Origin of the sequence: Pseudomonas sp. NBRC 111138 (assembly GCF_001320835.1) — a bacterium.
Lineage (GTDB): Bacteria > Pseudomonadota > Gammaproteobacteria > Pseudomonadales > Pseudomonadaceae > Aquipseudomonas > Aquipseudomonas paracarnis.
The window spans coordinates 1-23,745 of sequence record NZ_BCBO01000130.1 but is presented as its reverse complement, the minus strand read 5'-3'; the positions used below and the strand labels follow the sequence as shown (position 1 = coordinate 23,745).

Genomic DNA, 23,745 nt, shown 5'->3' with positions numbered 1-23,745 from the left:
GGGTCGCTTTACGCGCAGCGGCGCTATTCTTTGCGGTTACGCAGTCAGATTGGGGCATTGATCAATCTGGAGGGGCTTATGGAGTATTACGTTGAGGGCTACTGCCTTCGGCCATTGTGGGGCGACGATTTCGAGAGGATCAGCCGTTACGAACGCGTCAATCGCAGGCATCTGCAACCCTGGGAGCCGCTCAGGGACGAGGAGTATTTCACCACGGGCAACGCAAAGGCCAGGGTCGAGCAACAGGTCAACAATATGCACGCTGGCAACGCTCTGTGCTTCCTCTTGCTTGAACCGGAGAGCGGAGAGGTCCTAGCGCGGTGTAACTACACGAATATTGTGAGGGGCGTTTTTCAGGCCTGTCATCTCGGCTTCTCGCTGGCGGAATCAGCCCAAGGCCGTGGCCTGATGAAAAGAACGCTTCAGGTCACTAATCAACACTGCTTTGAGCAGTTGGGTCTTCATCGGATCATGGCCAATCATTTGCCTCGCAATGTGCGAAGTGAACGCCTTCTGGAGTCGCTGGGGTTTGAGAAGGAAGGACATGCGCGAGCCTATCTGAAAATCGGTGGCATCTGGGAGGACCATACGTTGAGATCGTTGATCAACCCTGAACAATAAGCGCCCCTGCCACTGAGGCAGACGCACGCATGCGCGAGCTGACTGCCGCCGATCGGTCCTCGACGACAGCCGCAGGCTGCGCCGATCAAGCCTGGGTGCTGAACCCCTGGGCGGCACGCCGCTCCAACATCGCCCGCTCAGTCTCTTGCGTCGCGCGCTCGCCGTTGGAAGACAATTGGTTTATGAAAAACTGGTTTCTGCCCGCTTTAATATCCGACGGGTCATGCGTTCTGAACAAGGGCGCCAGATCAATAGTGCTGGCGAAGTTTTCATTGGTCAGGCTGTAGTAGCCCAGGGTGCTTCCCGACCAGGGTGAACCTGCGTCTACCATGTCGATGGCGGCGTTGCGGTAGGCCACGGCTGTGGCTTTCAGCTCAACGGATTGATTGAGCAGAACCGTCAGCCTCTCGGTCGCCTCACGGCTGAGCTGGCCAGCCGTATCGAGCACTTTCAGCCGTCCGTCAGCCTCAACGGTAAAACCGTACCCGGTGCTGGCCAGGTCGGGCGCAGTGGCTGCCAGGTTCGCTTCGAATGTCTGGAAGGAAGCTTTCAGCGCACTTTGCGCGCCATTGAACATGTCGACGAAACGAGGAAAGTGCGGCGATTCGGAGCGACCGACCCAGGTATCAACGGCCTCCGGGGGTTGTGCGGTGGTTGTCGCGGCTTCACTGGGATGGTAAATGGCCGCGGGGCTGGCGTTTGCCAGGGCTTGCTTGGCGGGGTCCGTCGACGCCTGGGGTACCAGCTTCTGCTCAGAAGGCGTGAGGTTGAGATTGGCCGGTGGAATATAGGCAGGGCTAACGGAAAGTGCCATTTAATCGGTCCTTGATTAGCGGGTTCATACGGGTTATCGACCATAAACGCGTCAGCTTTAGACCGTCACGGGAGCAAGCTCCCTCGCCACAGCTTTTGATCGTTCCACGCCCTGCGCAAGAACGAACACGCGCCCGAAGCATTCCTGATGCTCGAAGGCTCGCCACGGGGCATTTTGAATACCGGGCATGAAGGTGGGGAGCGTACGGCTGAAAATACTCGGTGGATTTGAACAGGCTACGCCCATGCCGTTGGGCATCCAGATCACACCCTGAGGGATGCATGTTTTCTTGATGTTTCGACACGACCGCTGCCTGTGTCTCCTTGTATATGATCTGGTCACCGCCAGATTCATTCTGGCCGCTTATCATCTGTCGCCTCAATGCGCTTGAAAAAGAACGCAAGGCGACTCGCCAGAAGGATACGACAATGACGACTTGCGCCCCCCCTGCTGGGTCACGTGAACACTACGACTCGGTAAGCCGAGCAGTGCATTGGCTGATGTTCTTGTTGTTTGCGTGGATCTATTGCTCAGCCATAACCCATTACCTGGCGTCAGACTCAACGCTGGATAAATGGCTGTGGCCCTTTCACAAACCCGTAGGGTTGTTATTACTGGTGTTGCTGATCCTACGTGCCAGCTGGAGTCTGCTGAACCAACACCGGCGCCCACTCAGCATCAGCCGTTTCGCCGCCGCCGGGCACGGCATGCTGTATGCACTGATGTTCCTGATCCCGCTGATCGGGATGATCCGCCAGTACGGCTCCGGCCGGGCTTTTTCTGCGTTTGGCGTGCAGGTCATGGAGGGGTTCGAGGGGGAAAAAATCCAGTGGATGGTTGATCTGGGCAGCAACTTTCATAGCTTGCTGGGTTGGACAATGCTGGTGCTTATCCTCGGGCATGTCGGGGCGGTGGTCATGCACTATAGGCAGGGCGATAAGCAGGTGCTGCGGCGTATGACAAGAGGGGTGCGCCAGCACTGAAGTGACGCGGCCCACAGGTAGGGCCGCGCTGTCAGGATTGCTCCCACACCACCGGCTTGATCGCCCGCCCATGCTGGCGCGCCGTGACCAGGCCGATGGTCGATGACACTTCGCTGCAATGACCAAGCCACTTGCATTGCGGTACCCTTCTCCACCGCGTTAGCGATGGAACACAAACGGGGATACCTGGATATCGTTGCCGAGGATTGCTTGAATGAGTGGCAACGCTTGCGCCCCGCGCTTCAATAACGCCCGCTCTGATCAGCCTATCGCCTGATGCCCCAACCCACTCCCAGGATTCACGGATTTCCTTTATGCCGCCTGCCTCACGCGACCACGCCCGTATCGAACGCCGTCTCATCGCGGCCCTGACCGACGCCTGCGAGATCGCAAAGACCGAAATGCCAGGCTTTGAATGGTTGACCCACACCGTCGACTACCACGCGTTTCCCCAAAGCCTGCGGGTGATCTGGGTGTTCGACAGCGTTGCGAGCAAGGCTCGCGCCCTTGCGACCGGCGCGGACGCCCGTATGCGCGAGCTGACCACCGCCGCGCTGGATGACGCTGACGTGCACGTCCCGAACATCGGCCGCTGCGTCAGTTTCGACTCCGAAGAGGAATGCCACCTTCGGCATGGCGGCGATTGGCGTCGGCGGCTGGCTACTCTCCGGGCGAACTGAATCGCGCCACGGCTCACTGAGCAACGGGAGACCTCGCTACCCCACCTTGCACGTCAACCAAGCCCCCCAGAAAAGGCTGCTGAAGAAACGCGTCGCGTCGCCGAAGCCAGCGTCATGCAACAGCTTCTGAACCGCGGCCTCGGAATGGGGCGGGTCAGCGCCTTGAAGGATTTTGCCGAGCTTGGCCTTCACTTCGTCCGGGGTGGCGCCATGCTGACGCCAGCGTTGGCCCCATGCCGCCAGCAGCAACGGCTGGCTGGCATACGCGTAATGATTGCCCGCGACGATCAGCGGTGCCCCCGGTTTCAGGTGCGCCCGAATCGACCGCAGCATCCGGTCCTTGGCGTCATCCCCCTCCAGATGGTGAAGCACACCGATCAAGGTGGCGGCGTCGTATGACGCGTCTGCTGCCAGGTCTTCAAGCGTCCCGAGATGCAGGGTGGTTCTGTCAAGCAAGTGGTTGGCTTCCAACTGCTGCCTTGCCGCGTCCAGCATCGGCTGCGAGGGATCAACCGCCATGAAGCGCCAGCTTGGTTCAAGGTTGGCCATGGCGATGATCTCCTGCGCCGTACCGCCGGCGCCGACCACCAGTATCTTGGCCGAAGGGGCATCGCCAAGGCTCGCCGCGAGCATGCAGGCTGCCAGATCCTGGCACGCGTCATAGCCCGCCAACGCGATACGGCTTTGTCGCGCGTACTCGTTGGCTCTTGAGGTATCGAATTTGTCAGCAGGGTTGGATGAGGATGAGTTCAAGGCGGTTCTCCGTGGCCTTGACGCAAATTACGTTAACCGTCGCAGTAAGAAAAATGCATTAATTTTATGCGCTGCATTCCCGTGGGGAATGCGGGGGCGTAGGAGTGGAGGGGGTTGCAGGATCGTACAAGCCTATGACCTGTCGGCCCGGATAATCTGGCCTTCTCACCGACAGGAAGGCTCAGCATGACTCACCTACAGCAACCCGCCCAACCGATAAACCTCGCGCACAAAGCCTCGCTCATCGATCAGCAATGGAGCCCAAGAGTGGTTGCCGAAATGAACGACTACCAGTTCAAGGTGGTGCGTATCGAGGGTGAATTCATTTGGCATTCGCACCCCGAAACCGATGAAGCGTTCCTGGTGCTTGAAGGCACGCTGCGTATCGACCTGCCGGAGGGCCCGGTGTATGTGAAGCCGGGTGAGTTGTATGTGGTGCCGCGTGGCATTGAGCACAGGACGGCGGCCGAAGGTGAAGCCAGGCTGATGATGATCGAGCCTAGGGGCATTCTGAATACCGGGCATGAAGGCGGTGAGCGCACCGCGTTGAATGACCAGTGGATTTGAGTATGCCGCTGGCCCCTGTAGGAGCGAGCTTGCTCGCGAAAAACGTCAACGATAACGCGTGCTTCCTGAATGAACGCGGCGCCTGTGAATTTTTCGCGAGCAAGCTCGCTCCTACAGGGGGCAAGAGGGCAAGTCCTATCGCCTTTGAATCTGCACCGTAGCAAACGTCGGCTCGTCGCGCGCCTGCTCCAGTGTATTCCTGGGCTGTTGCGGGGCCCGGGATTGCCCCTCTGGCCGTAACGCTGGCGGCGGATGCAGGCGCATGTCCGAGCGCTCATCGCTGGGCGCAACGCCGAAGAAATCCCGGTAGCACTTGGAAAAATGCGGCGTGGACACAAAGCCGCAAATCACCGCCAGCTCGACAATCGAAATGGGCGTCTGCATCAGCAACTGGCGCGCACGGGTCAGGCGCAGCTTGAGGTAATAGCGCGATGGCGTGCAGTACAGGTGCTTCTGGAACATGCGCTCCAACTGGCGGCGGGACACGTGCACGTAGGCGGCCAGTTCGTCGAGGTCGATGGGTTCTTCCAGGTTGGACTCCATCAGGGCGACCACTTCTTGCAGCTTGGGCTGTTGCGTGCCGAGCAGGTGTTTGAGCGGCACGCGTTGGTGGTCGCGCTCGTTGCGAATGCGCTCGTACACGAACATCTGGGAAATCGCCGCCGACAGCGTGTGCCCGTGATCGCGGCCGATCAGGTGCAGCATCATGTCCAGCGGCGCAGTGCCGCCAGAGCTGGTAAAGCGGTTGCCATCGAGCGTGAATACGCTGGAGCTGACTTTGACGCGGGTAAACGCCTCCTGCATCGACGCCATCAGCTCCCAATGCACGCTGCACTGGAAGCCATCGAGCAACCCCGCCTGGGCCAGTGCCCAACTGCCGGTGCACACCGCGCCGAGACGTTTGCAGTACAGGCGCGCCTGGCTGCGCAACCAGGCGATGAGCGCAGGGCTGATAGCCTGTTGAATGCCCACGCCGCCGCACACGATCACCGCATCGAAGCCGCGCTGGTCCTGCGCGCACGCGTCCGGGGTCACCGACACGCCATCGCTGGCCCACACCGGCTGGCCGTCCAGGCTGAGGGTTTGCCAACGGTAGAGTTCTTCGCCCGCCAATTGGTTGGCCATGCGCAGCGGCTCGACCGCACATGACAGCGATATCAGCGTGAATTGGTCCAGCAGCAAAAAGCCGATGGTCTGGCAAACAGGTGCCTCGGTTTCCATCACCGCTACCCCACAGGCGTGATCAGGAATGTTCCAGCGCCACCGGCTTGGGTGCCCGGTTGTGCTGGCGCGACGTGACCAGGCCGATGAAGGAAATCACCAACGCCAGGCCAATGGTCGAGGACACTTCGGTGCGGTGTTCCGGCGTCACCATCATCACCCCCAGGGCCAGGCAGATGAACACGATTACCAGGTAAGTCAGCCAGGGAAACAGCCACATGCGAAAGGTCAGCTCGACATTTTGCCGAAGCAGCAAGCGACGCATACGCAGTTGCGAGATAGCGATCACCAGGTACACCAACAACGCGATGGCGCCGGAGCTGGCGAGCAAGAACTGGAACAGACCGGCCGGCATGAAGTAGCTCAGCAACGTAACGCCCGCACCGATGATGGTGCTGGCGATCACCGCCGCCCTGGGCACGCCCGCCTTCGAGGTGATTTTAAGCGCCGGCGGCGCATCGCCGCGTTTGCCCAGGGAAAACAGCATGCGCGAAGAAATGTAGATCGAGGAGTTCATGCAACTGGCTACCGCGATCAACACCACCACATCGACCATGAATTTGGCGTTGGGGATGTTCATAATTTCCAGTGCGCGCTGATAGGAACCCACGGAGGCCAACAGCGGATCGTTCCAGGGCACCACGGAAATCACGACGAAGATCGACAACAGGTAGAACACGCCAATGCGCCAGATCACCGAACGGGTGGCCTTGGCGATGTTCTGCGCCGGGTTGCTCGATTCGGCTGCAGCGATGGTCACCGCCTCAGTGCCGATGAAGCTGAACATGATGGTAATGAACGCGCCCACCACCGCCGACAGGCCGTTGGGAGCAAACCCGCCGTGTTCCTCCATCAAGCGGCTCAAGCCGCTGGCTTCGCGATCCGGGATCCAGCCCATGAGGACGCTGAAGCCCAGGCCGATAAAGCCGACGATGGCAATCACCTTGGCCATGGCGAACCAGAATTCGAATTCGCCGTATTTGGCCACGCTGAACAGATTGGTGATCACCAGCAGAACGATTGAAACCAAGGCAAAGAGCCACGCATCAACCTGAGGGAACCACTGATTGAGCACATGCCCGGCGGCCAAGGCTTCGATGGGAATGACCAGCACCCAGAACCACCAATACAACCAGCCGATGGTGAACCCCGCCCAAGGGCCGATGGCCTGGTCGGCGTAGGTGGAAAACGAGCCAGTGTCCGGGCGTGCCACCGCCATTTCCCCCAGCATGCGCATGACCAGCACCACCAACAGGCCGGAAAACAGATAAGCCAGCAACACCGCTGGCCCGGCGGCGGCGATGGCGTGTCCGGAGCCGACAAACAACCCCGCGCCGATGATGCCAGCGATGGACAACATGGTCACATGGCGCGGCTTGAAGCCCTGCGCAAGCTGACCGTTGGAATCGTTGCAGTTGAGGCTAGTCATTGTTTTTGTTGTTCTCGGGCGGCCAATGACCTTCACCTTAAGTGCCCGAGGCCAGGCACAAGTAGCCTGGTTACGCCACCATCGTGCCTGATATCGACATGGGGAATAGTGGCATCCTGAAGTAACGGGCGGCGCGCCCTACTCTTGCGCGCTACGTATCAACGACCCGAACAGCTCGCCACGCGGCATCTTGCTCAGCTCGATATCGGCATTTTCAAACCATTCCCGCCCGGCTTCCGGGTGCGGCCCGCTCAGCACCACCACGCCATGTTCGTAGGTGTAGCGCGCCGCCGCCACGTCACCATTGTGGTAGGTGGCGATGACCTTGTAGGGCGCCGCGGCGCTGGCTTTGGGGAAGTAAGGGCCATCCTGATAGAACACAGAGTCGGGTTGCCCGTCCCACGTCACCCGCACGGCGGCGTCGTCAATACCGGACACTTCAAAACCGGGACGGCCAGCTTCGGTATCAAGCGCCTGGGGGATCAGGCCGAGGTTGTTGTCGTCGGCCAGGTAGGCGCCCATGCACAGGCCCAGGTAGCGGCCGCCTTTGGCGACGTAATCGCGGATGGCTTCGGCACGCGCATCGCCCAGGCTGTCGAGGGCGGCCGGGATGTCCTGGCCACCGCCGGGTTGCACGTATAGATCGTAGCGCGCCAGGGTTTGCGGGGTGATGTCGATGGGTTCGTCGGCACCGACGAAGTCGATCTGGTAATTGGGGTCCAGGCGCTGCAGGGCGGTTTTCACGTTTTCCGAGCAGTCGGGGCAGCCTGCCGGGCCTCGGTAGATGGCGACATGGGTGACGGGGCCTGCGCCGTGTACGGGTAAAGGATGCAGCGTAGCAACGGCGAGAAACGTGGCAGCGATGGCAGGCAGTTTCATGGGCTAGGCTCAACGGTCAGTTGAATGGGTTTGATCCAGACGTGGCAGCGCCAAGCCTATAACGATGAGCCTTTTGAATTCGTGAAGAGTTGTAAATCCACGAGGGCCATTTATCCACTTCCCAGCATCTGCCATAACGACGCGCCCACGCCAGTAATGCTCTCACCGGCGATCAGCCCCGCCGCTGCTGTGATCGCAAAGCGCTGCGTCACACTTGGCCAGCGACAGCTCACGGCCCAGGTCATGATCGCGCCAAGGGCCATCATCAGCGACACCGACGCAGGCAAGACAAACGCCAGTCCCAAGGCTGCCGCACTTGGCAGATAGCGGGCGCGATGGGTGGGCAGCGTGCTATCGAGTATGCCCAGCAGTACGCCGCACAGGCTTGCAACAGCAATGGCCGAGCGGATGCTGGGTGACAACGAATCCAGCCCGTGGGTCAGGGTTTGGGCCACGGCTTTCCAAGTGGCGACGGCCGGGGCTGGCCATTGTTCGGTGAGCAGCATGGTTTGCGGGTCGGGGATCAACGCCAGGTACGCGAATACGCCGACGACGCTGCCGACAAAAATCCCGAGAATCTGGGCGATAACCTGTTTGTGCGGCGTCGCGCCAATCGCTTTGCCCACCTTGAAGTCATTCATCAGGTCTGTGCACTGCCCCGCCGAACCGCCGGCGGTGTTGGCGCTCATCAGGTTGATCGGCACCTGGCCCGGCGCAACGATGCCAAAACTCAGCTGAGACAGTTGCCCGATGGCGCCAATCGGCGGAATACCGGTCGCCCCCACCACCCGCGCCGCCACGGCGGCCAGGCAGATCGCCAGGGGAATGGTCAGCAGCGCCATCCCAAGGTTGATACCGAACAACAGCGCTTGCAGGCTCACCACCAACGCAATCGCCAAGGCAAACCCCACGGCAGGCCCAGGCTTGGGAACCGCCCAAGGCGTGCCGCCAGCCGCTCGGGTTGAGCGATGCAACGCCCACAGGCGAATCGCCAGGGACGCCAGGGTGGAACACACCATCAGGCTCACCCCAGGCCACAGCAGCCATTCCACCAGCGCGGCAAACTGCGGGCCGCTGCTGTCGGCGGGCAGGCTCACCAGGCCGTTGGCCAACAGCCACGGCCCCAGCCCGCCCCATGCCAGCAAGGCGCCGAGCAGCAGGGTCAGGCCCACGCGGATGCCGATGATGCCGCCGAACCCCAGCAACAGGAGAGAGGGGTCGGCGGTGAAGGTCAGGCGCTCCAACGCGGGGCTCGGCGACCAGCGTGGGAAGGCCCACATAAAGGTATCCACCCACTTGACCAACCCGGACAACAACGCTGCGCCGAGCAGCACTTTCAAGCGCGTGGCGGCTTCGCGACCATGGTTGTAGATGTGCAGCAGGGTCTCCAGGGTGGCCATGCCTTCGGGAAACTTCAGCGCCTTGTCATTGAGCAATGAAGGCCGCAGGTACCACGCGATCCAGATCCCCAGGAAACTTACCGAGAACACCCAGGCGATCATCGGCAGCGCTGCCAGTTGGTTGCCGGTGAGCAAGGTATAAGCCGGGATGGGCGCGACCAGCCCGCCGGAAATGATCGACGCTGCGGCAGAGGCCACGGTCTGGTTGATATTGCTCTCGTGCAGGGTCCACGGCAGGTGTTCAGCGGAACGCCGGGCCAGGCCTTGCCAGAGGCCATAACCGATCAGCAAGGCGATGATCGACATATTGAACGACCAGCCGATCTTCAAGCCTGCGTAGACATTGGAAGGGGTCAGCAGGATGCCCAGCACGATCCCGGTGATAACTGCCCGCAGGCTCAGTTCGCGCTCTACGGGCGCGACTGACGAGGTGGAGTGCATGCAGATTCCTTTCGAGAAAAGCCAGTGCCACCTTTAAGTGAGCGCTGGGAGACTCGAAGGTTCACCTGCCGAAACGGGTTCTGTAGGAGCGAGCTTGCTCGCGAAAAACCCAAAGGCGCCGCGTTCATCCAGGAAACACGCGTTATCGTTTACGTTTTTCGCGAGCACGCTCGCTCCTACAGGAGGCGGTGTCGGTGGGCCCGCTATTTGGCGAACGCGTATTCCCCGCCCCGCTCCACCGCCTTGCGGTATGCCGGGCGCGCCTGGAGCTTTTGCAGCCATGCGGCCAAGTTCGGGTAGGCCTGCAATTTGCCCTGGGCCTGGGCGACTTCGCCGATAAAGCTCATCTGGATATCCGCGCCGCTGAGTGCGTCGCCCACCAGGTACGGCGTTTGGCCCAGCACGTCATTCAGGTAGCCCAGGTAGTTGGCCAGCTCCGACTCAATCCGAGGATGCAGCGGTGCACCTGCGTCACCCAGGCGTCCGACGTAGAGGTTGAGCATCAGCGGCAGCATGGCCGAGCCTTCAGCAAAATGCAGCCATTGCACATAGCTGTCGTAGGCATCGGTGGCCGGGTCGGGTTGCAGTTGGCCGTTACCGTGGCGGCGGATGAGGTAGTCGATGATCGCGGCGGACTCGATCAGCACACGCGAGCCGTCTTCGATCACCGGGGATTTGCCCAGGGGGTGAATGGCCTTGAGTTCAGGCGGCGCCAGGTTGGTCTTGGCGTCGCGCTGGTAGCATTTGATGTCGTAGGGCAGGCCCAACTCTTCAAGCGCCCACAGGATACGTTGTGAGCGGGAATTGTTGAGGTGGTGAACAGTGATCATCGAGGCAACACCTTGGGGGGATTTAGGAGAAGACTACAGCGTAGCGGTGAAGTGCCGCGAATGTGGCCAGGCAGCACCGGCCTGCACGATCGAATGTGGGAGATGTCCAGCTTTAGCGAGGCTTCGAAGGCTGCGGCATTCACGACATGGATGTTGCCTGATACACCGCTCGAAGCCTCGCTAAGGCTCCACATCTCCCACACTGGACCGGTGGCGGTCAGGCGAGCAACTGATCGATCCACTTCACCTGCTGCACGATCTCCTGCACTTTCTGCTCGGGCACCGCCTGCCGCGCCTGTTCGAGGCTGGCCAATGTCTTGCGCTTCTGGCGCAACATCCGTTGCCATTTCGCCACAAACACCGGGCTGCGGGCCTGCATTTGCAGCGGGCCGAAGTACAGTTGCTCGGCGGTATAGGTGACCGCCTCGGCGCGTTCGGCAACGATGATTTCGTAGTAGAAGCGGTTTTCCAGCAGCAGCTCCTCGTGCAGGATCCGGTAGCCGTTGTCCATCAACCATAGGCGCAGGGGCTGCTCGCCGCCGTTGGGTTGCAGGATCAGGCGTTCCCGGCCATTGAGGTGCGCCTTGCCGCTTTCGAGAATGTCGCGGATCGTCTCGCCGCCCATGCCGCACAGGCTGATGGCGGTAATGTCATCGCCGGCTTGGATCGCCGCCAAACCATCGGCCAGGCGCACGGTGATGTGCTGCCTCAGGCCGTTGTCGGCCACGGTACGGTTGGCCGCCTGAAACGGTGTCGCGGCCACTTCCCCCGCCACGGCCGCCGCAATAGCGCCACGGCGCATCAACGCCACCGGCAGGTAGGCGTGGTCGGAGCCGATATCGGCCAGGCGGGCACCCGTCGGTATGTGCGCGGCAACGCGCTCCAGGCGCTGGGACAAGGTGTGTTCGTTCAACGGTGATTCCTTAAGAGTGCCCGGAAAATCGATCCCGGCTGTTAGTCAAGTGCAGCACCATGGCCGCCCGTGCGGCGTCCGGGTCCTGGCGCTTGATAGCGTTGTAGATGGCCTCGTGTTCCAGGTTCGCCAACTGCCCCAGTTGGGCAAAGTCCGCGCCGCCGCGCTCGACGGCATTCACCTGGGTGCGCGGAATCATCGCCGTGCCCAGGTGCTGCATGATGTCGGTGAAAAACGTATTGCCGGTGGCTTCGGCGATCAGTTGGTGAAAGCGCTTGTCCTCCTCCACACAGCTGTCGTTGTTGGCCAGGGAGGCTTGGTAGTCGTCCAGTGCCTGGCGCATGTGGGCCAATTGCGCGTCACTTCTGCGCAGCGCGGCCAGGGCCACCGCTTGCACTTCCAGGCCCAGGCGCAATTCGAGCATGTTGCGCACGCTGGCGACCGTGTCCACATGCAGGCGCAGGCCCGGCTGCGTGTGCTGCTCCAGCACAAAGGTGCCGATGCCGTGACGCGTCTCCACCAGCCCCGACGCCTGCAGCTTGGACAAGGCTTCACGCACCACGGTACGGCTCACCCCATGCTCAAGCACGATGGTGGATTCGGACGGCAGTTTTTCACCCGGCTTGAGTTGCCCCAACTGGATGCGCTGGGTCAGTGCCTCGACCACACCTTGGGCCAGGTTGGCGGAACGTTTGCGCACAGGCGGTGTGCTTTTAATCGGCATCGAGACGGGTCCACGGGGTTGGGCTGGGGGAGCTTATCACCCTGAACGCACGGGGCGACGGGTGGCGGCGAAAAACACCCAACTTGTATGACAACATACTCATCCCACCTCACCCGACCCTGTCTTCGCTTCGAGAGAAGCGCACACCCCGAGCCGTCACTAGCGGGGCAAAACCCAATAAAATCTGGCAAATAACCAAAATAGCCAACCTCAATACCGGCTTATAAGAACAAAAACAGCCCTGACAGGATTGCGGCCTTTAAAAAACAACTTGTATGATGTCTGTCAACAAAACACCAAACCCGCATAAAAATAATCAGGGGGAGTTTTCATTCGTGAAGCATTCAAGCCCAGCATCTGCCGTACCCGAAAGTGATTCAGCGCTCGCCCGCGCCGTGAGCAAAGTGAAGGGCCATGTGCTCCCACTGTTCGTGGTCATGTTCATCCTCAACTACATCGACCGGGTCAATATCGGCTTCGTGCGCACGCACATGGAGCATGACCTGGGAATCGGCGCAGCGGCCTACGGCTTCGGCGCCGGGCTGTTCTTCATTGGCTATGCACTGTTCGAAGTGCCCTCCAATATGCTGCTGCAAAAAGTCGGCGCCCGCATCTGGCTGACCCGCATCATGTTCACCTGGGGCATCGTCGCCACGCTGATGGCGTTTATCCAGAACGAAACCCACTTCTACATCCTGCGTTTCCTGCTGGGTGTGGCGGAAGCAGGATTCTTCCCCGGCGTGATCTATTACTTCACCCGCTGGTTGCCCGGTGTGGAGCGTGGCAAGGCCATCGCGATCTTTCTCAGTGGCTCGGCGGTGGCGTCGTTGATCTCCGGGCCGTTGTCGGGTGCGTTGTTGCAGATCGAAGGCTTTGGTTTGCATGGCTGGCAATGGATGTTCGGCATCGAAGGCCTGGCCTCGGTGGCGCTGGGCTTCTTCGTGTGGTTCTGGCTCGACTCCAAACCCCATGACGCCAAGTGGCTGAGCCGCGAAGAGCAGGATGCGCTGGTGGGCGCTATCGATCAGGAACAGCGTGATCGCGAAGCCCTGACCACGGTGAAACCCACCCTCGGCAAGCTACTCAAAGACCGCCAGATCCTGCTGTTCTGCGCTCTGTACTTCTGCATTCAACTGACGATCTACGCCGCCACCTTCTGGCTGCCGAGCATCATCAAGAAGATGGGTGACTTGAGTGATGTGCAGGTCGGTTTCTTCAACTCGATCCCCTGGCTGATCTCGATCATTGCCATGTACGCCTTTGCGTCGCTGTCGGGCAAGTTCAAGTTCCAGCAGGCCTGGGTCGCGGCGGCCCTGCTGATAGCGGCGGCCGGCATGTTCATGTCCACCACCGGCGGGCCGATCTTCGCTTTCGTGGCGATCTGTTTTGCGGCCATCGGGTTCAAGTCTGCGTCGTCGCTGTTCTGGCCGATCCCCCAGGGCTATCTGGATGTGCGCATCGCTGCCGCGGTGATCGCGCTGATCAACTCCATCGGCAATCTGGGCGGCTTTGTGGCACCGACTACCTTCGGCTTTCTGGAACAAACCACCGGCTCGATTCAGGGCGGGCTGTATGGCCTGGCCTGCACCTCGGTGCTCGCGGCCATCCTGGTGTTCTTTGCCAAGACCTCACCCTCTGCCGTACCGGCCGTGCCCAGCGGCGCCGCCATCAGCAAACCTCTTTGAACTCAGCCAGGAACGCGCCATGAATACCCCTGTCGTTACTCATTTCCAAGTCATCCCCGTCGCCGGCCACGACAGCATGTTGCTGAACCTCAGCGGCGCCCACGGCCCCTACTTCACGCGCAATATCGTCATTCTCAAGGACAGCTGCGGCAACACCGGCGTGGGCGAAGTACCCGGCGGCGAGCGCATACGCCAAACCCTTGAAGATGCACGCGGCCTGGTGATCGGCCAGCCGATTGGCCAGTACCAGCGCGTCCTCAACCAGATGCGCAGCACCTTTGCGTCCCGAGACAGCGCGGGTCGCGGCCTGCAAACCTTCGACCTGCGCATCACCATCCACGCCGTCACCGCCATGGAGGCCGCGCTGCTCGACCTGCTGGGCCAGTTTCTCGAAGTGCCGGTGGCCGCCTTGCTTGGCGAAGGCCAGCAACGCGATGCGGTGAAGATGCTCGGCTACCTGTTCTATGTGGGGGATCGCAACGCCACCGACCTGGCCTACCGCAACGAGGCCAACGCCGATGACGACTGGTTCCGCCTGCGCCATGAAACAGCCCTGACCGCCGACGCGGTAGTGCGCCTGGCCGAAGCGGCCAAGGCCAGATACGGGTTCAACGATTTCAAGCTCAAGGGCGGCGTATTGAGTGGCGACGCAGAAATCGAAGCCGTCACTGCGCTGGCCGAAAAGTTTCCCGATGCGCGCATCACCCTTGATCCCAACGGCGCATGGTCGTTGAAAGAAGCCATCCGCCTATGTCGCGACCAGCATCATGTGCTGGCCTACGCCGAAGACCCTTGCGGCGCAGAAAACGGCTACTCTGGCCGCGAAGTCATGGCCGAATTCCGCCGCGCCACGGGCCTTAAAACCGCCACCAACATGATCGCCACCGACTGGCGCGAAATGGGCCACGCCATCCAGTTGCAATCGGTGGACATTCCCCTCGCCGACCCGCACTTCTGGACCATGCAGGGCTCGGTGCGCGTCGCGCAAATGTGCAACGAGTGGGGCCTGACCTGGGGCTCGCATTCCAACAACCACTTTGATATTTCCCTGGCAATGTTCACCCAGGTGGCGGCGGCCGCACCGGGCGAGATCACCGCCATCGACACCCACTGGATCTGGCAGGACGGCCAGCGCCTGACGCGGGAGCCGTTGAAGATTGAAGGGGGCTATGTGAAGGTGCCGGCCAAGCCTGGCCTGGGTGTGGATATCGATATGGACGCGGTGGCCAAGGCTCATGAACTGTACAAAGGCATGGGCCTTGGAGCCCGGGATGACAGTGTGGCGATGCAGTTTCTGATCCCAGGTTGGGGCTTTGATAACAAGCGGCCTTGTCTGGTGCGGTAAATCGGCTTTAGGAATGCTCAGCGCAATTTGAGCGTGACGCAAAAAATCCGATGCCCAAACAGGCATCGGATTTTAGTCAGATCAGAAGCTTAGCTGTTTGACCTCTGGCACGTCTGCCAGAGGCCCCTTTTGCGCTACTGCCGATTGGCGATCTCCAGATCCGCCTCTTCCTGCTCCAGGCCAGCGAGATCAGTGCCATTGATCATCGGCCCATAACGGCGGCTGAACTCCCAGTTGTAGGGCACATGGTCTTTGTTGATCCCGTTGTCCCAATTCACCGACCAGGTCATCAGGCCCTTGATCGACAATCCTTTGTCGTGCAAACGCTTGAATGTATTGGTCACGGCTGTCGGGTTGACTACATAACCGGTGGCAGCCGCATCGACGTTGGCGGGCAGGCCAATGACGAACTTGTCTGCCGGGATCTTGGTAAACCCGCGCGTTCCGCTCACCAGACTTTCGGTGAGGTAAAACAGGAAATCCTCCTTCATCGCGTCGTTGTTCTGGGCAATCCAGGCGCCGTTGCCATTGTTGACCTCCTGCACCCAGATGCCGTCGCCCCCCTGGTTGTAATACTGCGGGGCGATGAAGTCGTAATAGCCTTCCAGCGCCTGGATGTAACCGACGTATTTGCCGGCGGTGGTGAGGTACGGAAACTCCGGCGCCATGCTGATGATGAAGTGTTTGCCTTGAGCCGCGTAGTGGTCCTTGACCAGCTTCAACGCGGCGGGCAGGACAGTCTTGTTGTCGGCGAAATCAATCGCGCTCTGTTCAAGATCGATATCCAGGCCATCAAAGCCATAGGTTTCCACCAGGCGGATAATTTCGCTGGCCAGTGGCTGTTCGTTGCCTTTATGCAGTTCGATGTGTGCATCGGCGCCGCCAAGGGAAATCAGCACCGCCCTGCCCTGGCTGTTCAGCACGCCCACCTGGCGACGAAACTCGGCATCGGACAGGTTGTACGGTTTGAAGGTTGGGATACCGTTGCCCTTCATGAAGGCCACGGCCACCACGTTGTAATCCTTTGGGACATCCACCAGGCTGATATTGGCGAACTGGCCACGCTGGTAGCCATCGCTCGGGCCGGCAGGCCAGTTGTGCCAGAAGCCCATGAGGATCTTTTTGCCGGCAATGCTCGGCATCAGCGAAGCGGCATCGTTGAGCGGCGATTGCAGTGAGGTAAAGTCAATCTTTGACATGTTCTAATCCTTCAGAACGTGTGGGTTTAACGGCGCGGGCTTATTTGAAGTCCACATCGAAGGCTTGATAGAAGGCGTTGCCGGTGTTGGCGACGATCCACATCAATACGATCACATGCTGGCCCTTCTTGTTGGCCGGCAGTTTCACTTCATGATTGACCTTGGCCTTCAGTTCGCCTGCATGGCTGTAGTACGGCACCTGGGCATAGAAGTCTTCAGCGAACGGCTGGGTTTCCAGTTGTGCGCGGGTGATGCGCTGTTTCGGGTCCCAACCATCCTTGGTGATCAGCCAGCGATAGCCACGGGTGGTGTGCGGCGCGGTATATGCCCAGGTGACCTTGAAGGTCTGGCCCGGCTCGACATTGAGCAACGGCCAAGTGAAAGCACGGCCGAGTTTCTTGGCCATTTCCTCGTGGGTGAAGTTGATGCAGTCACGGGCATCGGTCTTGCCACCGCTGAGAATAAAGCCGTCGGCTGGCGGGGTGACGCTGTCACTGTCGGTTTGATAAGGCGCCGGGAACGGACCGGCCGTCAGTGCCGGGAAGTTCTTGCCGCCTTCCATTTCGTTGACCTGCCAGGTCTCCAGCAGGCCAAGATCCACGGCGACTGCGCCACGGCTGGAAGGGGATGTGACACGACCATGGCGAAGAGGTGTCTGGGTTTGTGGTTTGTTCATTTTGTGACTCCATTCACTTGATTAAGAACTCTCCTTTCTTGAAGGAGAGGACCTCAACCTAACGGAGTTGCTTTTTTTTGCCACAGGCCCATTTTTCACTCATTTTCGTTTCGTGAGCGCGCAGACCCGCAAATACTGGATATACAACCAGTATTATAGAGGAAGCCTTACGCTACTAGAGGTCGATTTCCTACAAGACCAGGCGCATATCAACACGCTTCTCTCGTAAATGGCTTTATCCCCTTCGTAAGGGATGGGCGCTCTGTCGAAAAAAAGGGACGTATCTATTTTCATCAAAACCGTCCTCTGTTTGGTCCATCAGGTTTTGCCGATGACAGCCGTTTTTTTAGCGGTAGTCGCGGTAATCGGTCGCACCGTCAGTTCCACCCCCAATGCCAGCATCAGCTTCTGGACCGTCTCATAACGCGTCTTTGAGCCGCCTTTCAGGGTTTTATACAGACTCTCCCGATTCACCCCCGCCGCTTCGGCAACCTTGTTCACTCCCTGGGCCTTGGCAACCTCGGCCAGCGCCTTCATAAGGACTTGCGGGTCATGGCACGCCATGCTTTGCGCAAGATAGGCACTGATGGTTTGCGGGCTATCAAGGAAACGTGAAGCCTCATAGGCGCTGGTGCCTGATGTATCCAGCTCGAGGATCGGCATGTCCTCTGGTTTGAATGTCGACTTACTCATGTCATTGACCTCTCAGGGCATCGAGAATCTCTTTTGCCCGCTTGATTCCTCGTTTCTGGTCGGTTTTATCGCCTCCCCACAGCATCAGGTAAGCGGTGATGCCCGTGCGCACAAAGTAAATCCTGTAGCCGGGCCCGACAAACACACGCATTTCACTCATGCCATCGCCTACAGGCTGGCAATCGCCAAAATTGTTTTCTTCGGCTCGATCCAGGCGGATCAGTACAGCCGTCTTACCCCACACATCCTTCATACCGTCGAGCCATGTATCGAACTCGGGCGTCCTGCCGATCGTATTGGTCACAGATTCAAATGTAGCCTACTGGCTACTCCTTGTAGATGCCAGTGAATTTTTAATGTCGGTGTGCACCGCCAGAAAAAATCCTAGTCCAGCCGCCGCGCAGGCAGCCGAGCAATACTATTAGCGCTTGTGTCCTCAAGACCGAAACGTTGCGTCGCGACTGAGGCATCCTCTCTGTAGGAGCGAGCTTGCTCGCGAAGAACGTAAAGATAATGTGTTCATCCAGAATGAACGCGGCGCCTATGGTTTTTCGCGAGCAAGCTCGCTCCTACAGGGAGTGAGTGAGTGGGCCGGCGTTGATGTAGACCCGTCCTACAGCAAGCTGCACCACCTTGCTCCATTGCCTACAGTTGCGTCAGAATCCGCCGGCTTGTGCGCTTGGATGGGCGTCTCTAAGGTGGCTCGGTCGCTGACAACTCAGTGATCGGGTTTAGTAGCCCGAGGGTCAATTACATTTAGTGCATGAGCTTCATCTATCAGACGTTCCTGTCTGTGCCTGATGGTGGCTGTGCGTAGGGCGCCTTCGGGCGCGCCGGCTTTGTGTAATTCCCCGGTCTACTAACCTGCGTACAGCTGCCACCCTTTCGTTTAGTAGCGAAACGGTGTCGGCCCCATTCAGGAATTACGCATATGTACAAAGTCACCCCAAACCCTCCAAACGATCCAAACCTGAAGCTTGATCAGGCAGCCCGTCGTGCGATCGATCACGCCCTCAACCCCAACGCCGAACCCTCTCCTCCACCCTCGACACCGCTGTTCAGCGTTGCCGACGATGCCAGCAATGAAATGCTCGTCGCCAATAGCTATGAAACCTTTTCCTCAGTAACCGCCCTGCTGCTCGACCTGTCGGATGAACTGACCGGTAAACAGCGCGACGTCGCGTTGGCGATTCATCAGTTAAGTGAGCTGGGAATGTTGTTGGTCGATAAGTTGATGGAGCGCGAGGCGGCTGTAGCAGCTGGCTAAACGTTCAACACGCCCAAAAAAAGCCGAGCCGTCGCGCCCCAAGACGACTCGGTTTTTTTTTGCCAAAGCAGGGGTTGACCTTAAAGCGAGGTTTAAGGTGAGCATGCACCAACCGACAGGATTACTGGACCCTGGATCATGCTCAAAACCCTTATTTCTTTTGCGTTGGTAGCGATAGGTGGCGCGCTTATGACATTTGCACAGGCTGAACCCGGCCCTTCCACGGCCGCTGCAAACAATCGCCAGATCCTGGTGATCATGACCAACCACGCCAGCTACCCCTCAAGACCCGATACCACGGGCCTGTGGCTGACAGAGCTGACGCATTTCACCGAGGTCGTGGAAGCGGCTGGCTACACGACGGTATTTGCCAGCCCCAAAGGAGGTGCTGTGCCTCTGGACGAGCGCAGCCTCGGTTGGCTGTACATGGATAAGGCGGCGCGTGAACAGTTGCAGTCCCCGGCCTTTCGCGCCCGGCTGCAAAACACGCTGCCCATCGCCAATGTCGATCCGTCGCAATTTCGCGCGATCTACTTCACCGGCGGCCACGGTGTCATGTGGGACTTCCCTGGCAACCTCGACCTGCAACGTGTCGCCCAAACCATTTACAACCAGGGCGGCATCGTCTCGGCCGTGTGCCACGGTGTGGCGGGCCTGCTGGATCTGAAGGATGAACAGGGCAACGCGATCATCAAGGGCAAAAACATCACCGGCTTCTCCAATCGCGAAGAACTGCTATCGGGCATGAAGCGTGAGGTGCCGTTCTTGCTTGAAGACCGGCTGCTGAGCCAAGGGGCGCGTTACCGCAAGGGCTGGGTGCCGTTCACCTCATTTGTCATCACCGATGGCCGCCTGATCACGGGCCAGAACCCGCAATCGCCCAAGGCCGTCGCACTCGCCGTAATAACCGAGCTGTCCCACGAACGATAGCGCCTAGCCCCTCTCTGGAGAAAACCGATTGAACATTCCAAGCGCCATTTTAACCGGATTGCTGCTCACCCCTTTTGCCAACCTTGCGTTGGCCGGAACGCCCGAGATGCCCAGCCCCAACGACACAACCCACATCGATATCGCCGGCCAGCAGGTGCCCGTCGTCAAGGGTGGCTTGTACGACCGCTTTCGCTCCAACCCGCCGTTGTCGGTGGTTGCAGCAGAATTACCCGGGGTTGATTTAAGCTGGTTCAAAGGGTTGCAAAAGCACAAGGTCGACATCGGTTTTGAATCCTACTCGCCCAATTTTTACTACCAGAACAGTCGGGTAACAGCAGTCTATACAGCCGACATCGATAAGCTTCGGGCGTTGATGCCACCGCAGGTACTGGCCGCCGTGCAGCCCTTGCAAGTCTGGCCGGGTCGCGGGCTGATCGCGTTTACTGCGTACACCTATGAGCATTGCGATAACGACGCCTATAACGAAGTCGCCGTGTCGATCATCACGAACAAACCTGGCAAAGCCAACCTGGGCCCCTTTACGCTGGTGGGCCAGTCGATGTCGCAGGACTTTTGGGGCTATGTGCTCAAGCTGCCGGTGAATACCGAGCTGGCGCGGGTGCGCGGGGTGGTCGGTTACAACCTGCCGAAATGGCTGACCGGCATTGATCGCAAAGAGGATGGGCACTCGGTGGTGTATGACATTACCGATAGCAAGACCGGCAAACTGGACGTGTCGTTCAAGGCTAAAAAGCTTGAGAAGCTGTCCCGTGATATGGACCTGGTCACCAGCAGTTTCACCAATCTCGATCACCACGGCCAACTGGCCTATGGGTATGCGGTTTCCCGCCAGCTCAGCCATGGCTCCAGCCGTGACGCAGACTCAGCCACCCTCACGCTAGGCGATGGCAGCCTGTCCGATTACCTGCGCGACCTCAAGCTGGGGAAAATGGTGAAGTACGAATACGTACCCGAGTTCCAGAGCGCACTCTATGCGCCAGAGCCGCTCGTCAACCTGATTGGCGAACGCTGAACCTCGTGCGCCGGTCAGGCCCTCGGGGCCCGGCGGGCGCTTTTTTTTGTGGATGAGGCTGGAGCGCCCCCTTCCTCGCGCAGACGGTTTATCAGCATCTGCGCATTCTCGGCACAGGCCATGCCCTCGGGCTTGCCTTCGATGCCCTTGATGACGTTCAGCAACTGCGCCTTGTTCTGGGCCAGCCGTTGTTGCAGAACCTCGATTTCCTCGACCTTGTGCTTGAGCCCGCTGAGCAGCTCGTCATGCTGCCAACCACCGGCACTGCGGGGCATTAACTGCCGGATTTCTTCCAGAGAGAAACCGGCTGCCTGGGCACCCTTGATGATCTCCAACACCGCCTCGGTGCCGGGCGTATAGTCCCGATAGCCGTTGGATTTACGCTCAACCGATTGGATCAGACCGCTCGCCTCGTAGAAGCGGATGCGTGAGGCCGCCAACCCGCTGATTTTTGCCAACTCGCCTATTCTCATGTACCACCCACAAAAAACCATTGACCTTAAAGTTGACTTTAAACCTAAAGTCATTGGGCGGCCAAGGCGGCAATTGGTAGGCGGCGCGCTTGCCAGACACGCATGGGCCGCAGTGGGTCAATCCAGCGCCATGATCGCGATTCGATCAGGCCATCATTTCATTTGGGAGAGGCGAACATGGGCTACGTCACCACGCGAGACGGTGTTGAAATTTTCTACAAGGACTGGGGCCCACGCGATGCCCAGGTCATTTTCTTCCATCATGGCTGGCCACTGAGCGCAGATGATTGGGACGCGCAAATGCTGTTTTTCCTGGGCGAAGGTTACCGGGTCGTTGCCCACGACCGGCGTGGCCACGGGCGTTCCAGCCAGGTCTGGGACGGGCACGATATGGACCACTATGCCGACGACGTTGCGGCGGTGGTCGAGCACCTGGGTATACAAACTGCGGTGCATGTCGGTCACTCCACCGGCGGCGGTGAAGTGGTTCATTACATCGCCCGCCACGGTGAAGAGCGCGTCTCGAAGGCCGCCATCATTAGTGCCGTCCCTCCTTTGATGGTCCAGACCCCGAGCAATCCTGGTGGCCTGCCCAAGTCAGTGTTCGACGACTTGCAGGCGCAACTGAAAGCCAACCGCGCACAGTTCTATCAGGACGTTCCCGCCGGACCTTTCTACGGCTATAACCGCCCAGGCGCCAAGCCGTCCGAGGGCATCATCCTGAACTGGTGGCGGCAAGGCATGATGGGCTGTGCCAAGGCGCACTATGACGGGATCGTGGCGTTTTCCCAGACCGATTTCACCGAAGACCTGAAGAGCATCCAGATTCCCGTATTGGTCATGCATGGCGACGATGATCAGATCGTCCCCCATGAAAATGCCGGGGTGCTGTCCGCCAAATTGTTGAAAAACAGCACGCTGAAAATCTACCCGGGCTTCCCGCATGGCATGCCTACTACCCATGCCGATACGATTAATGCGGATTTGCTGGCGTTTATAAGGAGCTGATTGATTATTGGGGGGGCGGGTGACCGCCTCCCCTCTACCTGAACCGCTCGTTTCAGGTCATGCTGCGTCCTTCATTTCAAGGACGATAAAAACAATGAAAGCCCCCCTCGCCGCCCTGCTCCTGATCAGCCTGACTGGGCCTGCACTCGCCAACGACCCCATCGGTTTCCAAACCACCACCATCCCTGACACTCACAACATTCGCCCACTGGAAATGGCCGTGTGGTACCCCTCCACCAGCACCGCCCAACCCAAGCTGATCGCTGACAACCTGGTGTTCATCGGTGTGCTTGCGGTGCCTGATGCCGCACCGACGCCCGGTAAACATCCGGTGGTGGTGCTCTCCCACGGCTACGGTGGCAATTGGGGCAAGCAGGCGTGGTTGGCCAGTGCGCTGGCCCGGCAGGGGTATATCGTGGCGGCAGTGAATCACCCTGGCACCACCAGCCAGGATCGCAGCGCGCAAGCCGCTGCGCAGTTGTGGCAACGGCCCAGGGATTTAAGCCGGGCCATCGATGCGCTGTTGGCGCAGCCCGAGCCATTCGGTGCGGTGGATAGCGGGCGGATCGCGGTGATAGGCCATTCCCTGGGTGGCTGGACGGTCATGGAGAGCGCGGGGGCGCGTTTTGACCCGGCGTTGTTTGCCCGGGACTGCGAGACCCATCCGACATTGGTGGCGTGCAAGGCCTACCGTGAGATGAACCCTGAAGGTACGCCGAGCGGGAAGGCTCAAGTGGCCGCGGACTTGCGTGACAAGCGCGTGACCGCTGTGGTGTCTCTGGACTTGGGCCTGTCGCGCGGCTTTACCGATGCGAGCCTAGCGGCATTGCCGGTGCCGGCGTTGGTAATCGCTGCCGGTGTGCCGTCAGCGGATTTGCCGGCGCAAATGGAATCGGCTGACATGGCCAAGCGGCTGCCAAAAATGTCGACTCAGTACGTGGAGATCCAGGACGCCAACCACTTCAGTTTTATGTCTCAGTGCAAACCGGGCGCGGCAGCGGTGCTTGACGCTGATGTGCCCGGTGACAGCATCATTTGCCAGGACGGCGAAGGCGCGCGGCCACGGCCCGTGATCCAGCAGCAGATAACCACGCTGATCACCCAGTTCCTGGCGCGCTGAGCCCGTGGCGAGGGAGCTTGCTCCCGCTGGAGTGCGCAGCGCTCCCAGCTTTTTTGGGGCC

24 protein-coding genes and 1 pseudogene are annotated in these 23,745 nt (G+C 59.7%); 11 read left to right on the top strand and 14 right to left on the bottom strand.

Annotated features, from left to right (window positions below; translation table 11 throughout):
* Window positions 1–78: 78 nt before the first annotated feature.
* Complete coding sequence (locus APH41_RS22505) at window positions 79–621, top strand: GNAT family N-acetyltransferase (RefSeq protein ID WP_054921609.1); 543 nt, start codon at window positions 79–81, stop codon at window positions 619–621.
* A gap of 85 nt (window positions 622–706) precedes the next feature.
* On the opposite strand, the gene APH41_RS22500 is transcribed toward APH41_RS22505, so the two are convergent.
* Window positions 707–1,435 carry a hypothetical protein gene (locus APH41_RS22500; RefSeq protein ID WP_054921607.1) on the bottom strand — a complete coding sequence of 243 codons (729 nt, stop codon included), beginning with the start codon at window positions 1,433–1,435 and terminating at the stop codon, window positions 707–709.
* A 329-nt stretch (window positions 1,436–1,764) separates the two neighbouring features.
* On the opposite strand from APH41_RS22500, the gene APH41_RS22495 reads away from it, so the two are divergent.
* The gene (locus tag APH41_RS22495; protein WP_233097304.1) at window positions 1,765–2,418 is read left to right on the top strand and encodes a cytochrome b; all 654 of its coding nucleotides are present in this window, start codon (window positions 1,765–1,767) and stop codon (window positions 2,416–2,418) included.
* Window positions 2,419–2,732: 314 nt separating this feature from the next.
* Window positions 2,733–3,098, top strand: coding sequence for a hypothetical protein (locus tag APH41_RS22490; RefSeq protein WP_054921603.1), 366 nt, complete (start codon window positions 2,733–2,735; stop codon window positions 3,096–3,098).
* A gap of 36 nt (window positions 3,099–3,134) precedes the next feature.
* Here the strand turns inward: APH41_RS22490 and APH41_RS22485 are convergent, their stop codons facing one another.
* Window positions 3,135–3,851, bottom strand: coding sequence for a class I SAM-dependent methyltransferase (locus tag APH41_RS22485; protein ID WP_054921600.1), 717 nt, complete (start codon window positions 3,849–3,851; stop codon window positions 3,135–3,137).
* Between the two features lie 186 nt (window positions 3,852–4,037).
* Here APH41_RS22485 and APH41_RS22480 point away from each other — a divergent pair, with 186 nt between their 5' ends.
* On the top strand, window positions 4,038–4,418 hold the full coding sequence (locus tag APH41_RS22480; RefSeq protein WP_034126192.1) for a cupin domain-containing protein: 381 nt from the start codon (window positions 4,038–4,040) through the stop codon (window positions 4,416–4,418).
* 135 nt (window positions 4,419–4,553) lie between these two features.
* Here the strand turns inward: APH41_RS22480 and APH41_RS22475 are convergent, their stop codons facing one another.
* The 7 genes from APH41_RS22475 to APH41_RS22445 form a co-directional block, all read right to left on the bottom strand.
* Window positions 4,554–5,639: a GlxA family transcriptional regulator gene (locus APH41_RS22475; protein WP_054896289.1), complete on the bottom strand. Its 1,086-nt coding sequence runs from the start codon at window positions 5,637–5,639 to the stop codon at window positions 4,554–4,556.
* A gap of 22 nt (window positions 5,640–5,661) precedes the next feature.
* Window positions 5,662–7,068, bottom strand: coding sequence for an amino acid permease (locus APH41_RS22470; protein ID WP_054921598.1), 1,407 nt, complete (start codon window positions 7,066–7,068; stop codon window positions 5,662–5,664).
* 138 nt (window positions 7,069–7,206) lie between these two features.
* Window positions 7,207–7,947: a BPL-N domain-containing protein gene (locus APH41_RS22465; protein WP_054921596.1), complete on the bottom strand. Its 741-nt coding sequence runs from the start codon at window positions 7,945–7,947 to the stop codon at window positions 7,207–7,209.
* A 110-nt stretch (window positions 7,948–8,057) separates the two neighbouring features.
* Window positions 8,058–9,788 (bottom strand): OPT family oligopeptide transporter, encoded by a 1,731-nt coding sequence (locus tag APH41_RS22460; protein WP_054921594.1) that lies wholly within the window; start codon window positions 9,786–9,788, stop codon window positions 8,058–8,060.
* Between the two features lie 203 nt (window positions 9,789–9,991).
* The gene (locus APH41_RS22455; RefSeq protein ID WP_054921592.1) at window positions 9,992–10,618 is read right to left on the bottom strand and encodes a glutathione S-transferase family protein; all 627 of its coding nucleotides are present in this window, start codon (window positions 10,616–10,618) and stop codon (window positions 9,992–9,994) included.
* A gap of 217 nt (window positions 10,619–10,835) precedes the next feature.
* The gene (locus APH41_RS22450) at window positions 10,836–11,531 is read right to left on the bottom strand and encodes a tRNA (adenine(22)-N(1))-methyltransferase TrmK (protein WP_054921589.1); all 696 of its coding nucleotides are present in this window, start codon (window positions 11,529–11,531) and stop codon (window positions 10,836–10,838) included.
* Between the two features lie 10 nt (window positions 11,532–11,541).
* Window positions 11,542–12,255, bottom strand: a complete 714-nt coding sequence (locus APH41_RS22445) for a FadR/GntR family transcriptional regulator (RefSeq protein ID WP_034126185.1) — start codon at window positions 12,253–12,255, stop codon at window positions 11,542–11,544.
* 335 nt (window positions 12,256–12,590) lie between these two features.
* Here APH41_RS22445 and APH41_RS22440 point away from each other — a divergent pair, with 335 nt between their 5' ends.
* Both APH41_RS22440 and gudD read left to right on the top strand, forming a co-directional pair.
* Window positions 12,591–13,940, top strand: a complete 1,350-nt coding sequence (locus APH41_RS22440; RefSeq protein ID WP_054921658.1) for an MFS transporter — start codon at window positions 12,591–12,593, stop codon at window positions 13,938–13,940.
* A gap of 19 nt (window positions 13,941–13,959) precedes the next feature.
* Window positions 13,960–15,285 carry a glucarate dehydratase gene (gudD, locus tag APH41_RS22435; RefSeq protein WP_054921587.1) on the top strand — a complete coding sequence of 442 codons (1,326 nt, stop codon included), beginning with the start codon at window positions 13,960–13,962 and terminating at the stop codon, window positions 15,283–15,285.
* Between the two features lie 197 nt (window positions 15,286–15,482).
* Here the strand turns inward: gudD and APH41_RS22430 are convergent.
* The 4 genes and pseudogenes from APH41_RS22430 to APH41_RS22415 form a co-directional block, all read right to left on the bottom strand.
* A pseudogene (locus APH41_RS22430) lies at window positions 15,483–16,484 on the bottom strand (chitinase); the annotation flags it as partial.
* Between the two features lie 40 nt (window positions 16,485–16,524).
* Complete coding sequence (locus tag APH41_RS22425) at window positions 16,525–17,160, bottom strand: lytic polysaccharide monooxygenase auxiliary activity family 9 protein (RefSeq protein ID WP_054921583.1); 636 nt, start codon at window positions 17,158–17,160, stop codon at window positions 16,525–16,527.
* A gap of 318 nt (window positions 17,161–17,478) precedes the next feature.
* Complete coding sequence (locus tag APH41_RS22420; protein WP_054896296.1) at window positions 17,479–17,853, bottom strand: addiction module antidote protein; 375 nt, start codon at window positions 17,851–17,853, stop codon at window positions 17,479–17,481.
* Between the two features lies 1 nt (window position 17,854).
* Entirely contained in the window at window positions 17,855–18,157 is a 303-nt protein-coding gene (locus APH41_RS22415; protein WP_054896297.1) for a type II toxin-antitoxin system RelE/ParE family toxin, read from the bottom strand.
* Between the two features lie 627 nt (window positions 18,158–18,784).
* Here APH41_RS22415 and APH41_RS22410 point away from each other — a divergent pair.
* The 3 genes from APH41_RS22410 (at window position 18,785) to APH41_RS22400 (ending at window position 21,083) form a co-directional block, all read left to right on the top strand.
* Window positions 18,785–19,120: a DUF6124 family protein gene (locus APH41_RS22410; RefSeq protein ID WP_032902107.1), complete on the top strand. Its 336-nt coding sequence runs from the start codon at window positions 18,785–18,787 to the stop codon at window positions 19,118–19,120.
* Between the two features lie 189 nt (window positions 19,121–19,309).
* Window positions 19,310–20,050, top strand: coding sequence for a type 1 glutamine amidotransferase domain-containing protein (locus tag APH41_RS22405; RefSeq protein ID WP_034126180.1), 741 nt, complete (start codon window positions 19,310–19,312; stop codon window positions 20,048–20,050).
* A gap of 106 nt (window positions 20,051–20,156) precedes the next feature.
* Window positions 20,157–21,083, top strand: coding sequence for an acetoacetate decarboxylase family protein (locus APH41_RS22400; RefSeq protein ID WP_034126376.1), 927 nt, complete (start codon window positions 20,157–20,159; stop codon window positions 21,081–21,083).
* A 14-nt stretch (window positions 21,084–21,097) separates the two neighbouring features.
* On the opposite strand, the gene APH41_RS22395 is transcribed toward APH41_RS22400, so the two are convergent.
* Window positions 21,098–21,556: a MerR family transcriptional regulator gene (locus APH41_RS22395; RefSeq protein WP_034126375.1), complete on the bottom strand. Its 459-nt coding sequence runs from the start codon at window positions 21,554–21,556 to the stop codon at window positions 21,098–21,100.
* 177 nt (window positions 21,557–21,733) lie between these two features.
* Here APH41_RS22395 and APH41_RS22390 point away from each other — a divergent pair, with 177 nt between their 5' ends.
* Both APH41_RS22390 and APH41_RS22385 read left to right on the top strand, forming a co-directional pair.
* Window positions 21,734–22,564: an alpha/beta fold hydrolase gene (locus APH41_RS22390; protein ID WP_032896079.1), complete on the top strand. Its 831-nt coding sequence runs from the start codon at window positions 21,734–21,736 to the stop codon at window positions 22,562–22,564.
* A gap of 94 nt (window positions 22,565–22,658) precedes the next feature.
* Window positions 22,659–23,684, top strand: coding sequence for an alpha/beta fold hydrolase (locus APH41_RS22385; protein WP_054921581.1), 1,026 nt, complete (start codon window positions 22,659–22,661; stop codon window positions 23,682–23,684).
* The last annotated feature ends 61 nt before the right edge of the window (window positions 23,685–23,745 follow it).

Bases quoted from the DNA above. Each gene is read 5' to 3' on its own strand.
- APH41_RS22460 (WP_054921594.1), bottom strand. From the start codon at position 9,788: ATGCACTCCACCTCGTCAGTCGCGCCCGTAGAGCGCGAACTGAGCCTG.
- APH41_RS22405 (WP_034126180.1), top strand. From the start codon at position 19,310: ATGACATTTGCACAGGCTGAACCCGGCCCTTCCACGGCCGCTGCAAAC.
- APH41_RS22465 (WP_054921596.1), bottom strand. From the start codon at position 7,947: ATGAAACTGCCTGCCATCGCTGCCACGTTTCTCGCCGTTGCTACGCTG.
- APH41_RS22500 (WP_054921607.1), bottom strand. From the start codon at position 1,435: ATGGCACTTTCCGTTAGCCCTGCCTATATTCCACCGGCCAATCTCAAC.
- APH41_RS22420 (WP_054896296.1), bottom strand. From the start codon at position 17,853: ATGAGTAAGTCGACATTCAAACCAGAGGACATGCCGATCCTCGAGCTG.
- APH41_RS22495 (WP_233097304.1), top strand. From the start codon at position 1,765: ATGATCTGGTCACCGCCAGATTCATTCTGGCCGCTTATCATCTGTCGC.
- APH41_RS22455 (WP_054921592.1), bottom strand. From the start codon at position 10,618: ATGATCACTGTTCACCACCTCAACAATTCCCGCTCACAACGTATCCTG.
- APH41_RS22475 (WP_054896289.1), bottom strand. From the start codon at position 5,639: ATGGAAACCGAGGCACCTGTTTGCCAGACCATCGGCTTTTTGCTGCTG.
- gudD (WP_054921587.1), top strand. From the start codon at position 13,960: ATGAATACCCCTGTCGTTACTCATTTCCAAGTCATCCCCGTCGCCGGC.
- APH41_RS22410 (WP_032902107.1), top strand. From the start codon at position 18,785: ATGTACAAAGTCACCCCAAACCCTCCAAACGATCCAAACCTGAAGCTT.
- APH41_RS22490 (WP_054921603.1), top strand. From the start codon at position 2,733: ATGCCGCCTGCCTCACGCGACCACGCCCGTATCGAACGCCGTCTCATC.
- APH41_RS22470 (WP_054921598.1), bottom strand. From the start codon at position 7,068: ATGACTAGCCTCAACTGCAACGATTCCAACGGTCAGCTTGCGCAGGGC.
- APH41_RS22425 (WP_054921583.1), bottom strand. From the start codon at position 17,160: ATGAACAAACCACAAACCCAGACACCTCTTCGCCATGGTCGTGTCACA.
- APH41_RS22390 (WP_032896079.1), top strand. From the start codon at position 21,734: ATGGGCTACGTCACCACGCGAGACGGTGTTGAAATTTTCTACAAGGAC.
- APH41_RS22385 (WP_054921581.1), top strand. From the start codon at position 22,659: ATGAAAGCCCCCCTCGCCGCCCTGCTCCTGATCAGCCTGACTGGGCCT.
- APH41_RS22400 (WP_034126376.1), top strand. From the start codon at position 20,157: ATGCCCAGCCCCAACGACACAACCCACATCGATATCGCCGGCCAGCAG.
- APH41_RS22480 (WP_034126192.1), top strand. From the start codon at position 4,038: ATGACTCACCTACAGCAACCCGCCCAACCGATAAACCTCGCGCACAAA.
- APH41_RS22445 (WP_034126185.1), bottom strand. From the start codon at position 12,255: ATGCCGATTAAAAGCACACCGCCTGTGCGCAAACGTTCCGCCAACCTG.
- APH41_RS22505 (WP_054921609.1), top strand. From the start codon at position 79: ATGGAGTATTACGTTGAGGGCTACTGCCTTCGGCCATTGTGGGGCGAC.
- APH41_RS22395 (WP_034126375.1), bottom strand. From the start codon at position 21,556: ATGAGAATAGGCGAGTTGGCAAAAATCAGCGGGTTGGCGGCCTCACGC.